The sequence below is a fragment of the Streptomyces sp. NPDC020958 genome, from assembly GCF_055562175.1.
Genome location: NZ_JBVHFU010000023.1, coordinates 90,797 through 108,450, shown reverse-complemented (window position 1 = coordinate 108,450; position 17,654 = coordinate 90,797). Strand labels below are relative to the sequence as shown.

The 17,654-nt window shown below is 73.6% G+C and carries 12 protein-coding genes; 2 read left to right on the top strand and 10 right to left on the bottom strand.

What is annotated here, in order from left to right; translation table 11 throughout:
- The first annotated feature begins 625 nt into the window (after window positions 1-625).
- Window positions 626-1,501: an alpha/beta fold hydrolase gene (locus tag ACZ3KP_RS38585; protein WP_467505520.1), complete on the top strand. Its 876-nt coding sequence runs from the start codon at window positions 626-628 to the stop codon at window positions 1,499-1,501.
- A 38-nt stretch (window positions 1,502-1,539) separates the two neighbouring features.
- On the opposite strand, the gene fxsT is transcribed toward ACZ3KP_RS38585, so the two are convergent.
- From fxsT to ACZ3KP_RS38560, 5 genes are all read right to left on the bottom strand, one after another.
- Window positions 1,540-5,484: an FxSxx-COOH system tetratricopeptide repeat protein gene (gene fxsT / locus ACZ3KP_RS38580; protein ID WP_467505518.1), complete on the bottom strand. Its 3,945-nt coding sequence runs from the start codon at window positions 5,482-5,484 to the stop codon at window positions 1,540-1,542.
- Entirely contained in the window at window positions 5,481-6,782 is a 1,302-nt protein-coding gene (locus ACZ3KP_RS38575) for a TIR-like protein FxsC (RefSeq protein WP_467505516.1), read from the bottom strand. Before ACZ3KP_RS38575 ends, fxsT begins: the two co-directional genes overlap by 4 nt.
- A gap of 109 nt (window positions 6,783-6,891) precedes the next feature.
- Window positions 6,892-7,599 (bottom strand): AAC(3) family N-acetyltransferase, encoded by a 708-nt coding sequence (locus ACZ3KP_RS38570; protein WP_467505533.1) that lies wholly within the window; start codon window positions 7,597-7,599, stop codon window positions 6,892-6,894.
- Between the two features lie 91 nt (window positions 7,600-7,690).
- The gene (locus ACZ3KP_RS38565; protein ID WP_467505515.1) at window positions 7,691-10,111 is read right to left on the bottom strand and encodes an FxsB family cyclophane-forming radical SAM/SPASM peptide maturase; all 2,421 of its coding nucleotides are present in this window, start codon (window positions 10,109-10,111) and stop codon (window positions 7,691-7,693) included.
- A gap of 159 nt (window positions 10,112-10,270) precedes the next feature.
- Window positions 10,271-10,438 (bottom strand): hypothetical protein, encoded by a 168-nt coding sequence (locus ACZ3KP_RS38560; RefSeq protein ID WP_358970933.1) that lies wholly within the window; start codon window positions 10,436-10,438, stop codon window positions 10,271-10,273.
- A gap of 188 nt (window positions 10,439-10,626) precedes the next feature.
- Between ACZ3KP_RS38560 and ACZ3KP_RS38555 the strand changes: the two genes are divergently transcribed.
- Window positions 10,627-11,544 (top strand): DUF4231 domain-containing protein, encoded by a 918-nt coding sequence (locus tag ACZ3KP_RS38555; RefSeq protein ID WP_467505513.1) that lies wholly within the window; start codon window positions 10,627-10,629, stop codon window positions 11,542-11,544.
- 18 nt (window positions 11,545-11,562) lie between these two features.
- Here the strand turns inward: ACZ3KP_RS38555 and ACZ3KP_RS38550 are convergent, their stop codons facing one another.
- From ACZ3KP_RS38550 to ACZ3KP_RS38530, 5 genes are all read right to left on the bottom strand, one after another.
- Window positions 11,563-12,099 (bottom strand): hypothetical protein, encoded by a 537-nt coding sequence (locus ACZ3KP_RS38550; RefSeq protein ID WP_467505531.1) that lies wholly within the window; start codon window positions 12,097-12,099, stop codon window positions 11,563-11,565.
- A 505-nt stretch (window positions 12,100-12,604) separates the two neighbouring features.
- Window positions 12,605-13,438 carry a hypothetical protein gene (locus ACZ3KP_RS38545; protein ID WP_467505511.1) on the bottom strand — a complete coding sequence of 278 codons (834 nt, stop codon included), beginning with the start codon at window positions 13,436-13,438 and terminating at the stop codon, window positions 12,605-12,607.
- 87 nt (window positions 13,439-13,525) lie between these two features.
- Entirely contained in the window at window positions 13,526-14,563 is a 1,038-nt protein-coding gene (locus tag ACZ3KP_RS38540; RefSeq protein ID WP_467505510.1) for a rod shape-determining protein, read from the bottom strand.
- 161 nt (window positions 14,564-14,724) lie between these two features.
- Window positions 14,725-16,068 carry a carboxyl transferase domain-containing protein gene (locus ACZ3KP_RS38535; RefSeq protein ID WP_467505529.1) on the bottom strand — a complete coding sequence of 448 codons (1,344 nt, stop codon included), beginning with the start codon at window positions 16,066-16,068 and terminating at the stop codon, window positions 14,725-14,727.
- On the bottom strand, window positions 16,061-17,500 hold the full coding sequence (locus ACZ3KP_RS38530) for an acyl-CoA synthetase (protein WP_467505508.1): 1,440 nt from the start codon (window positions 17,498-17,500) through the stop codon (window positions 16,061-16,063). The genes ACZ3KP_RS38535 and ACZ3KP_RS38530 overlap by 8 nt, the downstream gene beginning before the upstream one ends.
- Window positions 17,501-17,654 lie beyond the last annotated feature (154 nt).

Here is a 17,654-nt window from a genome sequence, read left to right as displayed (position 1 = left end):
CAGCCTTCGGCCGGGGGGACCCCCAGAGCACGCACCTGACGCCGCAGGGCCGCCCTCCGGGCGACGACGGGAATGTGACGACAGGGCCTAGGGCCTGGCAGACAGGCCCTGACGGCGTCGCGGGGCGCGCGGCGGCCTGTCGGTGTGATCCGCGTCGCGCTCGGCGGGCAGAGGGTGCCCAGTGGTGCGCACGGGGCGCGTCGGTGCGGACGGGCCGTACGGCCGTGGGACACCCGGCCTGTCCGGCACGAGGCCCTGATCAACACGCGTTCCAGGGCCGCGAGGTCACCGTCCTGTGTCCCTGCGACACCGCCCGGCTGGACTCCCGCGCCCTGGCCGACGCCTACGCCACGCACCCGACGCACCTCACCCCCGGCTCGCCCGGACCGCACCCCAGCGGCGCCTACGCCCCGCAGGCCGTGCTCTCCCGCTACGACCGCCCGCCCCGGCCTCCCCGTCCCCTCCGCACAGACCGGCAGGTGCGCCTAACTGGGATGTAGGAGGCAGGAGTTGGCGTCACGCCGATCCCGTCCGGTCGACCGGTACGTTCGTTTCGCCCGGGGGCCGGGTGGGAAATGGTGGGGCAACGTGGTCCCGGCCAGGGCCGCGGGAGGGGGACACGGCGGTGCCGGATCTGGTGCGCACGACGGGTGGGCGGCGGCTGCGGGTGGAGGTGTCGGGGGACCCCCGGGGGCGGCCGGTGTTCCTGCTGCACGGCATGCCCGGCAGCAGGGTGGGGCCCCGGCCCCGGCCCATGTTCCTGTACCAGCACGGCACCCGGCTCATCAGCTTCGACCGGCCCGGCTACGGGGGTTCGGACCGCCGGCCCGGACGTCGGGTCGTGGACGTCGTCGAGGACGTGGCGGCCGTGGCGGACGCTCTCGGTCTCGAGCGGTTCGCGGTGGCCGGCCGCTCCGGCGGCGGACCGCACGCCCTGGCCTGCGCGGCCCTGCTGCCGGGCCGGGTGACGAGGGCGGCGGCCCTGGTGGCCCTCGCGCCGCGGGACGCCGAGGGACTCGACTGGTACGCCGGGATGACGCCCTTCAACGTCCGGGAGTTCCACACGGCCGTCACCGACCCGGAGGGCTACGCGGCCGGGATCATCCCCCGCTCGGCCGACATCCGCGACAACCCGGCGCGGCTGCTGGAGGACCTGCGCTCGGACCTGACCGACGAGGACCGGCTGATCGTCTCCGACAGCAGCATCCGCTCGATGCTGCTGCGCACCTACCACGAGGCGCTGCGCACCTCGCCGTACGGCTGGATCGACGACGCGTTCGCGCTGACCCGCCCGTGGGGCTTCGACCCGGCGCACATCGGGGTGCCGGTGCTGCTGTGGCACGGCGCGAAGGACGTGTTCTCGCCCGCCTCCCACTTCTCCTGGCTCGCTGCCCGTATCCCGCGCGCCCAGGCCGTCCTGGAACCCACGGCGGCCCACTTCGGATCCCTGCGCGCCCTGCCCGCAGTACTGGACTGGCTGCTGGCGGGGACACCGGACTGACGGCCCCCGACCGCCCCGGCGCGTTCCGGGGCGCCCGCTCACACCGCCAGCGGCTCCAGGTCCCGGTACACCCGCCGTTCCTCCACCGCGTACCGGGTGATGCCGTTGTTCTCGCCGAGCTGCTGGCGCAGCCCCTTCAGCCTCCTGACGGTGTCCTCGCGCAGGGCGCGGGCCTCCTCCGTGCGGCCGAGGGCGCCCAGGGTGACGGCGCTGTTGCTGACCACGGCCAGTGCCTCGGGGTGCTGGGCGCCGAGGTCGGCGCGGAGCGCGTCGGCGCTGTGCCGCTCCCGCTCCCAGGCCTCCTCCAGGCGGCCGGTCTCGGCGAGCACGATGGCGTAGTTGGCGGAGCAGAACTGGGTGTGCGGGTGATGGGCGCCGAGCACCTCGGTCATCCGCTCCAGCACCTTGCGGAACACCTCCTCGGCCTCGTCCCGGTCACCGCAGCCCCAGTGGAAGACCGCGAGGTTGTTCATCGCCGTCTGGGTGTAGGGGTGGGCCTCGCCGGGCTTCTTCACGTACTCGGTGAGCACCTTCTGCGCGACGTCCCGCGCGGCCTCCGGGTCCTCGGCCGCGAACAGGTCGGCGGCCAGGTTCAGTTCGCAGGCGAGCGAGTCCGGAGTGGGCGCGGTGTACTGCGCCCGGTACTGCTCCAGGGTCGCCGCCGTCAGTCGCCGCGCGTCCTCCAGCTCGCCCGCCCGGCGCAGCGACACCGCGAGCGACTTCGCGCACCGCAGAGTGCCGGGGAACTCCTTGCCGAGGACCCGCTTGTGCTGCTCGTACGCCCGCGACAGCACCGCCACCGACGCCGTGTACTCGCCGACCTCGCGCAGGTCGCGGCCGAGGTTCTCGGCGGACGACAGGGTGTAGATGTGGTCGGCGCCGTGCACCTGGGTGCGGCGGGCGAGGGTGACCTCGTCGATGCCCCGGGCGTCCCGGTACCTGCCGACCATGCGCAGCGCCAGGGCGAGGTTGTTGGCGGCGTTCAGGGTGCGCGGGTGGGCCTCGTAGAAGAGGTCGCTGAAGCCGTCGTGCGCCTCCTTCGCCAGCTCCACCGCCTTGGTGTACTCGCCCAGCGCCGCGAGGTCGCTGGACAGGCCGGAGGTGGTGATGAAGGTGTGCGGGTGCCGGTTGCCGAGCAGCCGGCGCTGCCGGTCGAGCACGTCGTCGTCCATCTCCCGCGCCTCGACGTACAGGCCCTGGGAGCGCAGCACGTTGGCGAGCTGGCAGCGCAGGTACAGGTACTGTTCGTCGTTCTCGCCGAGGGGTTCCTTCCAGTGGGCGAGGAGTTCCTCGGCGAGCCGCTGCGCGCGGGGGAACTCGCCGCGCTTCCACAGGTAGCGGACGCGGTCGATGAGCAGCCTGCGGGGCTCCGCCTCGGTGCAGTTGCGGATGTCGGAGGCGGTGAGGTGCGGCCAGACGATGTCGAACTGCGGCCAGTTCTCGCGGTTGTCGGTGGGTTCGTCGCCCTTGGGGCGGGCTCCCCGGAGGATCTCGTGCACCGTGTGCCGGGCCCGGCGCCGCTCGTCCTCCGTCATCTGGGAGCGGATCACCGCCTGCACCAGGCGGTGCACCTGGATGGAACGGGAGATCTGGTCGACCTTGGCCAGCGCGAGCTGCCCGATCTCCCGTACCAGCTGGCCGATGAGCAGGCTCTCCGTCAGGGCGGCGTCGAAGGGGCGCAGGGCGCCGAGCATCTCGTCGCTGTCGTAGAGCAGCTTGGAGGAGATCGGCTCGGCGGCGAGGAACGCGCACAGCTGCAGCAGCCGTACCGAGGCGGGCGAGCGCTCCTTGAGCCGCTCGATGGAGATGTTCCAGGTGGCGGCCACCGTCTCGGGGTAGTCCGAGGGCTGGTTGAGCCCCATCACCGCGGCGGTCTCCTCGGTGAGGCGGCGCAGGTACTCGGCCGTCGGCATGGCCGTCTCGGCCAGCCAGGCGCCCGCCTGTTCCACCGCGAGCGGCAGGTCGCCCACGGCCTCCGCGACCTGGTCGGCCTCCGCCGGGGAGAGGCCGGGGGCGCGCCGGGACAGGTGCTCGACGCTCTCCTGCCGCTGGAAGACATCGACCGGCAGGGTCTCGCCCTTGTCCGACCACGCCTGGTTGCGGGAGGTGACCAGGATGTGCCCGCCGCCGGTGGTGGGCAGGTAACCGGTGAGGTCGTCGGGGTCGTCGGCGTTGTCGAAGACGAGGATCCACCGCTTGGTCGGGTTGCCGCGCGACAGCATGCGGACGGTTTCCTTGCTGGCCAGCGCCATGTCCTCGCCGCCGGGGGCGCCGATGCGGGCTCCGAGTTCGGCGAGCGAGGCCACCACGTTGTCGACGTTCTCGGCCGGCACCCACCACACCAGGTCGTAGTCGGCGCTGAACCGGTGCACGTACTCCAGCGCGATCTGGGTCTTGCCGACCCCGCCCATCCCGAACAGCGCCTGGTGCTGGGGCAGTACCGCGGTCATGCCGCTGCGCAGCTGCTCCCGCACCTTCTCCAGGATGTAACCGCGGCCGGTGAAGGTGCTGTTGCGCTGCGGCACGTTCCAGTGATCGGGGACGTGGCCGGGGAAGCGGGGTGCCGCAGGTCCGCCCTTGGGCAGCTGCGCGGGCAGTTCGAGCGCGCCGAGCAGCACGCTCTCGCAGCCCGCTTCGTCGCGGCCGTGCAGGTCGACGACGTCGGCCTGGTGCCGGTACGACTCCGGTGGCGGGACGTCGTCGACCTGTACCGGGATCAGGGTGTCCGCCGGCCCGTCGGTGCCCGCCGCCGGGCCCGGCAGGAGGGCGGTGTGCCGGGAGCCGTACAGCGCCTTGGACCACAGGACGAGCACGCGGGTGCCGGGGGCGGGACGCTCCGGCGGTCCGGCGGTCAGGTCGTGCAGCGCGACGGTGCAGCCGGCCCGTTTCAGCAGCGACTCGGCCCAGTCGGCCCACATCCGGTTCTCCGCCGCGTACACGACGGCCACCTGCATCGCGGTGGTCTGCGGCCGCCGCCGGATGAACGCGTCCCGGCAGCGCAGCCGTACCGCGTCCGGGATCTGCGGCAGCGCGGTGACCTCGTTGTCGGTCACGAACGCGGTGAGCCGTTCGAAGGCGGCCAGCAGCGACTTCGGGTCGCCCTTCTTGTCCCCGACGACGGCGAGCGTCTCCTCGTACGCGTAGTACGGCTTGTACGGGATCTCGACGCTGCCCCAGTAGGCGGTGATCTCGTCGGCGCTGAGGCGTTCCCCGCCCGGACCCTTCGGCAGTCCGGCGAACTTCGCCCGGGCCAGCGCGCGGCCCGCCTCCACCTTGTCCTTCTCGCCGTCGTCGACGCGCATCGGCACCGGCAGCACCCGGATCCGCCGGTTGCGGTGCTCGTCGCCGACGCTGTACGCCACGTCCGCGGCGCCGTCCAGGGCCTGGTCGCTGAAGGTGAAGCAGTCCACGAGGATGTCGGGCATCTGCAGGGTGCAGATGTCCGCGGTGTCGGAGCGCCCGGTGCGCGAGTCGATCAGCACGTAGTCGTACGACCGTTTCATGCTGTCGCGCAGTGCCTCCAGGAACATGCCGCCGCGCAGCCGGTCGTAGAAGTTGTCCCACTCCAGGGAGGACGCCGTGCCCGAGTAGGCGCGGAACTGCTTGCCCGCGGAGAGGAAGTCGAGCGAGCCGCCGTTCTCGAAGCCGAGTCCCTGCCGTTCGGGGGAGAGCGAGACGGCGTGCTGCTCCACGTCCGCGTACTCCAGGTGCCAGGGTCCCGAGCGGGTGATGCCGTCCGTGGCCGCCCAGGCGTAGTCCTGGAGGATGTTCAGGACGCCCCCGGTGGCGGCGAGCACGTTGGGGTCCAGGAACGGGTGGAAGAAGCGGTCCAGGCCGGGGGCCTCCAGGTCCCAGTCCACGGCGAGGACGCGTTTGCCGTTGGCGGCGAGGATCCACGCCGTGTTGGCGAGCGCCATCGTCCGTCCGGTACCGCCCTTGTACGAGTAGAAGGTGATGATGCGTCCGTCCGGTGCGGCCGTCATGCGTCTCCTCCGGGTTCGTCGCCCGCGTCGGGGTCGGACGGTTGGTAGGGGTCCGCCAGGCGGGGCCTGGGGATGTCCGGGCCCGGCGGCAGTCGGACCTCCGCGTTCTTCAGGTACTGCCTGGTCGTGTACGCCACCACCTCGGGCAGCACCCTGGTGAAGGCCTTGAGCGTGGGGACGCCGTTGACGGCGAGCCGGGCGTCACCGCGTCGCGCCCGTTCCAGGATGGTCGGCATCACCCGCTCCAGCTCCTCGGCGAGCCGGCGCCCCTGCTCGCCGTGGTTCTGCAGGTCGGCGCGGCAGCGCGGCACGATCGCGCTCACCCACGGGCGCGCGTACGCGTCGAACGTCTTCAGCCTGCTGCGGCGTTCCTCGTCGGTCAGCGCCCACTGGTCCACGAGCAGGATCCCCGGTTGCCGGTCCCCGGACGCCTGCGTCTCCTCGCCGGGGCTCTCGTCGTCGAAGGCGACGACGCTCACCCGGTAGTCCAGCGAGCGGATCAGCTCCTCGGCGTGCGTGGACAGCGACCTGGTCGACTCGGTCTGGTACGGGTTCCAGTCCAGCGCGTCGTCCCCGTAGGGCCCGGGGTCACGGGTGTGCGGGACGCTGTCCTCGCTGGGCGCGGCCACGGTCAGCCGGATGTGCCGGGGCCCGGTGCCGGGCGGTTTGAAGGCGCTCGGCGTGCTCTCGTAGTCCCGCGGGCGGCCGGGCGGCAACCGGGACTCGCGGGCCGCCTGGACGATCCGTTCGGCCAGGCCGTACACGGTCTCGTCGTACTCGTCGCGCAGCCGGCTGAGCTTGATCAGCCCGTAGATGCCGCTGCTCAGGTACCGTCCGCCGGACGAGGTGTCCTCGACGTGGATGCGCCGTACCGAGTCCGGGAGTTCGCCCATGTCGACCCGGGTCCACAGGGCGGGCACGATGGCCGACGCGGTCGCCGTCCCGTTGGTGCGGGCGTTCAGCATCCGCTCGTGGAACGCGTACCACTCGCGGCCGCACATCTCGCTGGAGAAGTAGCGCGGCGAGAACAGCGGCACGAACACCCGGCAGGTGGCGAGGTTCTCGCTCAGCTTCTCGGGCCAGCCCTCCCCGGAGCGCATGTCCCGGTCCATGAAGCCGGCCTGGGATCCGGCGGGCAGGTCGGTGAGCGCCATGATGTGGCTGCACAGGTCGTTGAACAGCACCCGCACCCAGTGGTCCGGGTCCCCGCTGTCCGGGCTCCACTGCGGGGTGTGGGCGTACGACAGGAAGAAGTAGGGCCGGTTGTCCGGAGCCCGATTCTGCACCCGTTCCCCCATGTCCGCACGTCTCCCTGCCCCTCGGCAAGCCGCTGGACCGCCCCCGTCGTCAACGCCTGAGCCGGACTCAACAATGTGCCCGAAGGACCCCGCTTCCGGTTCACTGTTTTCAGGCCAAAGCCCGTCGATATCCAGACATCTGACCCTTGGCGTGTCTCACCACGTCCCGCATGGAGCACAGCACGACCGGCTTCGCCGCCCACTCGGCCGCGGTGAGCAGCCCGCCCGGCAGCCGGGCGCCGATCTCGCCGAAGTCGCTGTCGTCCAGGGAGAGATCACGGTACGGGACCCAGTTCCCCTTGTCCCCCACCACGCACCGGTACACGCGCCGGGGCGGCCTCGGCCGCATCAGGTACTCGGCGTAGTGGAACGCGCTGCACACCTCGAACCCGACCCGCAGCAGCAGGATCTGCGCGTCGGCCCGGTACAGCCGCGCCATCGGGGAGAGCCTGCCGAGGTGGCTGCGCAGCGGGTGCCTCCTGAGCAACTTCGGTGCCAGCGGGCCGAGTCCGGCGAGCGAGGTCTGCGGATGCGCGCTGCGCACGGCACCGGGCGTCGACCGTACGCACTCGGCCAGCGCGCCCATCGTCGGGCACTCGGTGGCCTCCGGGTCGAACGGCGCCATCGCGGCGCGGTACTCGGCCGCCTCCCGCTCGCTCATGCCCGCGACGGCCTCCAGGTGGGCCCGGGAGGTGTCGGAGTTCTCCGGTGTGAACGCGGGCACGACCAGGGTGCCCGCGGGGCCGAGCGCGGCCCGCAGCGCGTCCCGGACCAGCTCCGGGGCGGTCCCGGTACCGCTCAGCGAGGCGTGCACCATCAGCACCCCGCCGCGCCGCACCCCCAACGAGCTGATCAGGTCGGCCAGTTCCGCTTTCCGCGCCGCGTCGCCCGCGGTGGCGCACGCCTGTTCAGCCACGGCGGCCCGCCCACTGCGACCACATCCGGGCCACCAGCACGGCTCCGGTCGCCGTGAGTTCGGACTCCGGCAGCAGGGTGAGCGCGGTGAGGGCGCGGGCCGCCGCCGGGTACGCCGCCCGGCCCAGCTCGTCGTCCGCGCGGTCCAGCAGGTCGCCCGCGGGGCTGCCCGGCCGGTGCAGGTCGGCCGTCTCGCGCAGGGCGGTGAGCCTGGCCCGGCGGCCGATGCGCGGGAGTTCCCGGGCGAACTCCTCCGGGGTCACGTCCACCGCGACGCCCAGCGCCCCGAACCCGTGCGCACCGAGCAGCAGTCCGCTGCCCGCCTCCAGCGGGGTGAGCACGGTGGGCCGGAACGCGTCCGGGTCGGCGCGCGGGCCGGACGCGTCCTTGTCGAGCAGTTCGTAGGCCCGGCCGAGCCGCTCCACGAAGTCGCCGCTCGCGAGCGGCGGGGCGACCGTGGCCGGGTAGCAGTCGCGGTAGGGGTCGGCGTCGTCGACGAGCGGGCCGTCCTGGGCCAGCAGCCGGCCGAGCGGGTGCCAGCGGGTGGCGGCGGGGGCCCCGTCCAGCCGGACCCAGCCGTCCTGGACGGACCCGGTGAGCGCACCGTCCCCGGTGTACGCGCGGTCCCCGCGGACCCAGCCGTCCTCGCGGTCCCCGGCGTCCTCGCGGTCCCCGGCGTCCTCGCGGTCCCCGGCGTCCTCGCGGTGCCTGGCGTCCTCGCGATGTCCGGTGTCCGCACGGTGTCCGGTGCTCGCGCGGTCCCCAGTGTCCGCGTGGTCCCTGCGGACCCGGCCGTCCTCACGGTCCCTGGTGTACGCGTCGTCCTCGCCGTCCCGTGCGGTCGGTTCGCCGGGGCCGCGTACCCGGAAGGCGTTCGGTGCCACGGTCACCTCGACGCGGCCGGGGGCGGCCAGCCGGTAGGTGCCCCAGGTGGGCAGGTGCAGCCGGGTGCCGGGCTGGTCCCAGGACAGCGTGGCGGACCATCCCGCGCGCAGGGCCGCCGCGGCGGTCAGCGACATGAACCGGGCCGTGTCGGCGGGGCCGCGCAGGGAGCGCCGGAGGCCGGTGCGCACGTAGGGGTGGGCGAGTACCTCGTCGAGCCGTGGGGCGGTCTCTGGGTCGGCGTCCAGGGCCAGCAGCAGCCGCCAGGCCTCCGCCGCGTCGGGCTCGGCCACCAGCTGCTGCCGGGTCCGCCGCAGCAGCAGCCGGTCCAGCTCCAGCTGCGCCCAGCCGAGCCGGTCCTGGCTCAGCACGGCCGGGGCGAAGGAACGGTCGGTCACGCGGTCGGCGATGCCCTCCACCAGCGAGCGCAGGTCGCCACAGAAGACGCTGGGGTTGTCGAAGCCGTTCTCCGCGCGGTACCGGTGCCCGTACAGCCCGCCGCCGCAGGACCGCACCACCGGGCAGCGGCGGCAGGTCTCGCTGATCCCCTCGACCCCCTGCTGCCGTGCCCGCACCCCGGGATGCGCGGCGAACTCCGCGAAGCCGTGCCGGAAGACGTCGTAGCCGGTCTCCGGCGCCCCGGCGAACGCGATCTTCAGCCAGTCGGCCTGTTCGAAGGTGCCGTCCGTCTCGATCACGGCGAGGTCGCTGGGCGCCAGCCCCATCGCCTCGGTCAGGGGCGGCCCGCCGCGCAGGGTGCTGAGCACCGAGTCGAAGGTCCGCACCGGCATCGGGCGGCCCTGTTCCTCCCAGCGGTCGAACACCGCGAGCAGCCAGTCGGCGTACGGGGTGGCGGTCCCGTCCGGGGGGGCGGCCTGGTCCGGGCGGGGCGGCGGGCTGTCCCAGGTGGAGTGCGGAAGCAGGTAGTCGATCCGCGGCGGGGCGAGTTCGGTGAGGGCGTCGTGCACGGCGACGGGGTCGTTCGCCACGTCCACGGTGCACAGGATCCCGCTGAACAGGTGGCGGTACTCCGGTTCCTGGAGCAGCCGGATGCCGCGGACCACCCGGTCGAAGCTGCTGCGGCCCCTGCGGTCGAGGCGGTGCCGGTCGTTGGCCGCGCGGTCGCCGTCGAGCGAGACGCTCACCTGGACCCCGAACTCCCGGCAGACGTCCAGGTGCCGCCGGTTCAGGGTGACCGCGTTGGTGTGCATGCGCAGGTCGAGGGCGGTCAGCGGGGCGAGGGCCCGGGTGAGCTCGGCGCAGATGTCCCGTAACCGGGCGGGCCCGACCAGCAGCGGCTCCCCGCCGTGCAGGATCACCGAGACGGACTCCAGTGCCCGTGCCCGGGTGTACTCGGCCAGTCGCCCGGCGACGGCACGGACGGTTTCCGGGCGGATGAAGGTAGGGCGGGACCGCCAGCTCTGGTCGGCGTGCTGGTACACGTAACAGTGGTCGCAGAGCAGATCGCACCTGCTGTGGATCTTGAGGACCAGCTGTCTCAGGGGTGGGCTGTCGGGCGACTGGATCGTCACCGGAGGCAGTCTGTCAGACTTCCCGCCCCCGACGGGCCCCAAACGGCATGACTGTGAAAAACGTTGACGCACTGTCAGCGCACTGACGTGGGTACGGGCGGCGCGCGCCGGGGCCGGCGCACCCACGTCCGGGTGACGTTCCCGTGGCGTGCTGCCCGGTCAGGCCGCCGAGTTGAACGTGACCAGTCGGCTCGACCGGTGGTCGGGGGCGTCGGTCACGCGGCCCGTGTCGCGCGCCGTGGAGGCCGCGTACGGGTCGATGTCCGCCAGGGGGGTGTGCCGGGCGGCCGGCGCCGGGTTGCGCAACTGCGTCGAGGTGGTCGTCATGATTGTTTCGTCGCTCCGGTTCGGGCTCGCGGAACCGAGACTGGTCCCGATGGTGCGGACCCTATACCAGGAATGCCGTGCGAACCTCTTGTGCACGGGCCGGGTTTCCGTACTCATTGATGTCTCGGATCTGTTTTTCGGGGGCGCGCGAAAGCCTTCGGGGGCGCGCAGGGCATTCGGGGGGCGTCATGGGGGCCGCTACCACTCCGGTACCGAGCACCACGCTGGGCGAACGGGATCTGCCACCGCTGTTCCAGGTGAGTGACCAGTGCGCGTTACGCCACCAGAGTGACTCGTTCCGGTCCGTGCGGACACATCTGCTCGTGCTGCTGCTGGCCACCACGGCCGCCGTCCTGACCGAGCAGGCGTCCGGCCACGTCATGGCGGTGCTCGCCGCGCTGCTGTACGCGCTGACGATCGTCCTCGGCCTGAACACCTCGCGGCGGCGGTCCCGCGCCCACTGGCAGGCGCACCGGGCCGCCGCCGAGCTGCTGAAGTCGCTGGCCTGGCAGTACATGGCGCACGGGGGTCCCTTCCACTCCGCCGTCGCCGACCCGGACGCGGTGTTCGCGGAGCGCCTGGAGGAGCGGCTGCGCGAACTGCGCGCCTGCGGCTGGGAGGACTCCCGCGACGAGGCCGGGGAACGGGGCCGGGGCCAGATCACGCCGCGGATGCGCGCCGAGCGCGCCAAGTCGTTCGCGGCGCGCCGGGACCTCTATCTGCGCGACCGGCTCCTGGAGCAGACGGTCTGGTACAAGAACCGGGCCTCCCGGGCGCACCGCGCCGCCGCCCGCTGGTCGGCCGTCACCGCCGCGCTGACCCTGTTCGCCCTGGCCGCCGCCCTGCTGCGGACCGTCGGCCTGCTCGGCGGCGCGGACCTCGCGGGCCTGCTCAGCGCGGCCGCCGCGGCGGGCGTCGCCTGGCAGGAGGTACGGCGGCACGGCCCGCTGACGTACGCGCACTCGCTCATCGAACAGGACCTGGAGACCGCCCGGATCGCCATGTCCACCACCGTCACGGAGGCGGGCTGGGCCGAGGCGGTCGGGGAGGCGGAGCGCCTGATGTCGCCGGCCCATACGGAGTGGCTGGTGCGGTTCGGCACCTGAGGGGGGCTTGGCGCGCGGTCAGTCCCGCAGCGCCCCCTTTGGCCACAGCACCGTCACCGGCACCCCGAGGCGCCGCGCGTGGGCCACCACGTCACCGGTGCCGCCGAGCCCGCGCGCCGGACGGCCGTCCCACACGGCGAGCAGCTCGTCGGAGTGCTCCACGATCCACCGGCCCGCCGCGAAGTACGCCTCCTCGTGGGTGGGTTGGACGGGCAGGTCGACGCGGTGCGCACAGGACCGCAGGATCCTGCGGTACGACGCCTGCGCCGCGTCGTCGCCCAGGTGGGCCTCGTAGTCCATGCCCGGGATCACGGCCGTCACCGGGACGCCATGGGCGAGGGCGAGGTCCGCGAACAACTGGTCCGCACCGGCCGCGAGACAGCTGAGCGCCTCCAACGCCACTCCCGTCCGGCTGAGTTGGAGCCGCAGGGCAGTGCGCACGAAGGGCAGCACGGACGACGGGATCGTACGGTGCCCGGTCACACCGAGCCGGGTGACGATGCGTCGGGGGACCCCTGCCGCCTCGGCCGGGCGGGCGGCGCTGTCGGCTGTCACGGAGGCTGTCACGGAACGTCCCCTTCCGTCACCTTGGGTAAGTACAGCCTAACCGAGGGATGACCGGGCGTGCAGGGGGCGCATCGGCTCACACGGGCGTCGGACGACCGCAGACCCCGTGCCAGCAGCAGGCCGGTGAACAGTGCCGTCACGTGGCCGACGGGAGTCACCCCCAGCGTGGTCAGGCCGCTCGTGATGTGCGGTGCGCGCATGACGAGCGCGGCGAGCGCGGTCCGTCGATGCCACCGCCGGGCCCCCTACCACCACGGCGGCCAGTCACGCTGCCAGCAGCCCTCGCTCACCAGCCTGCCCGGGGGGGCCGCAAGATCACGGACGGGTCCGGGCGCACCTTCGCCCAGGGCTGGTCGAAGTGGCCGCGGCCATAGTGATGTTCCTGGTCACGGCTGCCGTCCGCGGCGACGCGGGATCCGTCAGCTGCCGCCAGAGGACCGGCACCCAGGCAGCTGGTTCGGACCAGGCCCAGCCCGCGGTGACGGGACGACCTTCAGCCAAGCGTCCGGAGCACCTCGGCGACGTGGGCACGGTACGTCCGCAGCGCCCGCAGCCCGGCGGTGTAGCGGGCGCGGTGCCTGGAGATGTCCGCGGCCTGCTTCCGTGCCCGGACAGCGTGCCAGAGCTCGGCCGTATGGTGGCGGCGCTTGCAGGTGACGTCCGCGGCGGCGGTGGCCCGCTCCCGCGCCGTGTGCCGGGTGTTGCCGTCACTGCCCCGTTGCCAGGCGGTGTCCGTGTACGCCGCCCCGGGGTCGGGATAGCGCGTGAATCCTTGGTCCGCCACACAGCGGGACCACACGTCCCACGCCGCCCGAAGGCGCGGGTCGCGCTTGACCGCCTTGTCGACCTCGACCGCCCGTGTCAGTGCGTAAAGCCAGTCCCGCTTGACGTCGATGCCGCGCAGCAGCCGCCGGCTCGCCTCCGCGTCGCAGGCGGGGTAGTCCGCGTACTCGGCGTCGGTCATGCGACGGCCCTTCGGCCGCAGAACCTGGGACTTCGCCGGGTCCCAGCCGTAGCCCCAGCGGCGGGCGGCGGCGAGATCCAGGGCACCGTAGTCGGTGGCGACGGCGATGGCGACGAGGGGATCGCTGGGGTAGCGGGGGTCGAGCGGGAAGTCCGGGTGGCCGTGCTTGGCCATGCACTGCCGGACCAGCAAACCAGATGCTTGCTGCGATCGCTGGTAGTCCTGCGGCGTGTAGTCGTAGCGGTCGGCCGGGAGGGGGCCGAGGTCCGAGGCCGTACGGATGACCTCCGGCCGTCCCGTACCGGAGACGCAGAGCGCCGCCAGCACCGCCACAACACCCAACCGGTACCCCCGCATTGTCATGCTCAGGGATGCTAGCGAACAGCGTGCAAGGGCCGACCTCGGCCCCAGCATGCACCAGGTCGGCGAGGTGGGCCGGTTGAGGGGTCCTCAGCAGGACCGCGGGCCGAGCAGCAGTGGCTCGATGCGGCCCTCCAGCATCTCGCCGAGGCCCTGGACGGCGCACACGTCCGGCCGCTCCGCGATGTGCACCGGCATCCCCGTGGCCTGCCGCAGCAGCTGGTCGAAGCCGGGGAGCAGCGCGGACCCGCCGACCATCACCATCCCGCGGTCGGCGAGGTCGGCGACCAGGTCGGGCGGGCAGTCCCGCAGCACCTTGCCGATCCCGTCCAGGACGGCGGTCAGGGGTGTCTGGATGGCGTCCCGGACGGCCGCCGTGTCGACCTGCACGCTGCGGGCGAGGCCGGTGGCCACGTCCCGGCCGTGGATCTCCGTGGACGTCGGCCCGTGCGGGGTGAGCCCGTTCTCCGAGAGGGCCAGCTGCAACGGCCGTACCGCCTGACTCGGCAGCATCAGTTCGTGCTCGTGGCGCAGCAGCTGCACGATCGCGTGGTCCACCGACTCACCGCCGACGGGCATCCGTTCCGCGCGCACGATCGACCCGAGGGAGAGCACGGCCACCTGGGTGGCGGCCGCCCCGCAGACGAGGATCATGGTCGCCTCCGGCCGCTCCACCGGCAGCCCGCACCCCACGGCCGCGGCGATCAGCGTGTCGACCAGCTCCACCCGCCGCGCGCCGAGCCCCACCAGCGTCTCGATGGTGGCCCGCTGCGCCAGCGGGTCGGCGTCGTGCGGGGTGCAGGCGGCGGCCCGCAGCCGGGGTTTGCGGCGCAGCATGCGGCGGGTCCGGTCGCCGAGCAGCTGCCGCAGCATCCGCTGGGCCATCTCGATGTCGACCACCGTGCCGCCGGAGATCGGACGCACCACGCGGATGTAGTCGGGGGTACGGCCCGTCATCTTCTCCGCGAACTCGCCCACGGCGATCAGGGCACCCGTCCGCGTGTTCATCGCGGCGACGGACGGCTGGTCCACCACCAGCCCCATGCCCTTCACGTACACCCGGGTGCGGGCGGCCCCGAGATCGACGGCGAAATGGCAGCGGCGCAACTGCTCCAGACTGACGGTCACGGCGATCCTCCCGAGTGCGCGGGCCGTGGGACGGCGGACGACGGCTTCTTTCGCATCCTCTGGGTGATGCCGGCGGCGCGCCTGCGGGAGGGGGCCGGGCGGGGCGCCGCTGAATGGGGGGTTCGGGCCCGAACGCCACCGGGGAGGGCCGCCGGTCGTGGTCAGGGGGCGGTGGGGACGATGCCTCGGATCACGCCCAGGGCCAGCAGGTCCTGGGGGCGGATGCGCAGTTGGTCGGCGGTGGTCTCGACCGCTTCCGGGGGCCGCTTCAGGATCGCCGCCGCCAGCTCCGGGGCGATCACCGAGAAGTAGCTGTCGGGGGTGGCCCAGGTGTTGTCGGGGGCGGCCGGTGCCAGTGCCCCGCCGGAGCCGCCCTCGCCGATGACGAGCGTGGTGACCGGCGTACGGGCGGCGGCCACCGCGCCGAACAGCTCCGCGATCGCGGCGCCCGCGCCCTGCCGTTCCGCCTCCGCGTCGTTGGCGGCGCCCGGGGTGTCGACGAGGGTCAGCACGGGGATCCCCAGCCGGTCCGCGAGCCGTATCAGACGGGTGGCGGTGCGGAATCCGGCGGGCCGGGTCGCCGTACCGGTCTGCGCGGCGAAGGCGACGGTACGGCCGTCCCGCTCCCCGAACCCGCACAGCATCCCCTCGGGGTCCGCGCCCCCGCAGCGGTCGCCGACCAGGGCGACCCGGCGGCTGAAATAGGCGTCCAGGTAGGCGCCGGCGCGCGGGCGCCGCGGGTCCCGGGCCCGCCGGACGGCCGCCCAGCCGGTGCCGGGCAACCGGGGGTCGCCGAGGGCGGCGGGCGGCTCGGCGGGCCGTGCGGAGGGGGAGGTCAGCAGCCGCAGCCACAACCCCAGGGACGCCTTCAGGTCCGCCAGGGGCACCACGGCGTCCGCCGCCCCCGACGCCAGCTGGGCGTCCGCCGTGTACGCGGCCGGGTCCGCGTCCGGCGGGCGGACCCGGGAGCCCGCGAAACCGACCTGGGCGCCGGGCAGCGCCAGGATCACGTCGGCGCCCGCGCCCAGGGTGGCCCAGCCGCCGCCGGTCGTCGGGTCCCGCAGGACCGCGATCTGGGGCAGCCCCGCCTCGCGGGTGAGCGCCGACTGCCGTGCCACCCGCTGGAGCTGGGACAGGGCGAGCATGCCCTCCTGCATCCGGCTGCCGCCGGTGGCGACCAGCGGGACGACCGGCAGCCGGTGCGTCCGGGCGTGGCCGTACGCCGCCTCCAGCCGGTCCCCGGTCCGCTCGCCCAGCGATCCGCCGAGGAACCCGAACTCGAACGCGATCAGCACGGCCGCCGTGCCCTCGACGCGCGCGGTGCCGATCACGACCGACTCCCGCTCGCCGGTGCGTGCGGCGGCGCGGGCGCGCGAGGCGTCGTAACCCTGCCAGCCGAGCGGGCCGTCGGGCGCGGACTTCCTTGCCGGGTACGGGAGTTCGGTGAACGTGCCGGGGTCGGTGACGAGGTCGAGGAACCGCCGGGCGGAGAGCCGCTCAGGCATGCTCACCGAGGGCCCGTTTCATGATCTTCCCCATGTCGTTGCGGGGGAGGGTGTCCAGGTAGCGGACCACACGCGGGCGTTTGTGCGGGGCGAGCCGGCCGGCGACATGGCCGGCCAACTCCTCGGCCGGGGGCGGCGACTGCGGATCCACCGGGACGATCCAGGCGACGATCCGCTCACCCAGGTCGGCGTCCGGCTCCCCGGTGACGGCGGCCTCCCGCACCCCGGGGTGTTCGAGGAGCGCGTTCTCGATCTCACCGGCACCGATCTTGTAACCCCCGCTCTTGATCAGGTCGGTGGCCTTGCGGCCGACGATCCGCACATAGCCGTCCGGCTCCCGTACCGCCATGTCCCCGGTGCGGAACCAGCCGTCGGCGGTGAAGGCGGCGGCGGTGGCGTCGGGCCGGTTGAGGTACTCGGTGAACAGGTTCGGGCCGCGCACCTGGATCTCGCCGACGCTCTCCCCGTCGTACGCCGTGATCGCCGTCCCGTCCTCCTCCACCAGCCGCAGCTCCACCCCCGGCAGCGGCACGCCGACGGTGCCCGCGCGGGCCTCACCGTCGGCCCGCACGCTGGTGTTCATCAGGGTCTCCGTCATGCCGTACCGCTCGATGACCCGGCGCCCGGTGGCCGCCGCGATCCGCTCGTGGTCGTGGACGGGCAGCGCGGCCGAACCGGAGACCAGCAGCCGGGCCCGGCCCAGCGCCCGCGCGAGCTCGCGGTCGGCGGGCAGGGCCTCGGCGATGCGGTGGTACATGGTGGGGACGCCGAACATCATGGTCGCGCCGTCGCTGAGCTCACGCGTGGCGCCGGCGGTGTCGAACCGCCCCAGGTGCCGGACGCAGCCACCGCGCCGCAGCGGCCCGAGGATCCCGATCACCAGCCCGTGCACATGGAAGAGCGGCAGGGCGTGGACGAGGGTGTCCTCCCCGGTCCACTGCCAGGCGTCGGCGAGCGCGTCCAGGGTCGCGGCGACGGCCCGGCGGGGGATGACGGCGCCCTTGGGCGGTCCGGTGGTGCCGGAGGTGTAGACGACGAGGGCGGGGTCGGACTCGGTGGAGTCGTCCTCCGGTACCGGGCCCACCGCCTGCGTGTCGACGTCGATGCGGGGCAGACCGGCGAGGGCGGGCGGCAGCTCGGCGCCGGGTGCGGCCAGCACGGCCGTCGGCGCGCTGTCGGAGAGGATGTGCGCGAGTTCCTTCTCGCCCGACCTGGGGTTGAGAGGGACGGCCGCCCGGCCGGCGAGCAGGACGCCCACGACGGCGACGGCGGTCTCCAGCTCCGGGGTCGCCCACACGGCGACCCGCGCGGCGCCCCGCACCCGCCCGGCGACGGCCCCGGCCGCCCCGGCGAGCTGCCCGTACGTCAGCGACCGCCCCCCGAACCGCAACGCGACCCGCTCGCCCACCAGCTCCGGAAACAGACCCGACATGCCACGCCCCTCACCGATCGACACCCGAACGCATCCTTCCTACCCCACCGACCCCGCCCCCACCGCCGACCGATCGAGCCACGCCCAGCACAGCGCCCCTTAAGGGGCGCTGGGGGTCCCCCCGGCCGAAGGCTGGGGGAGGAACTGCGCGATC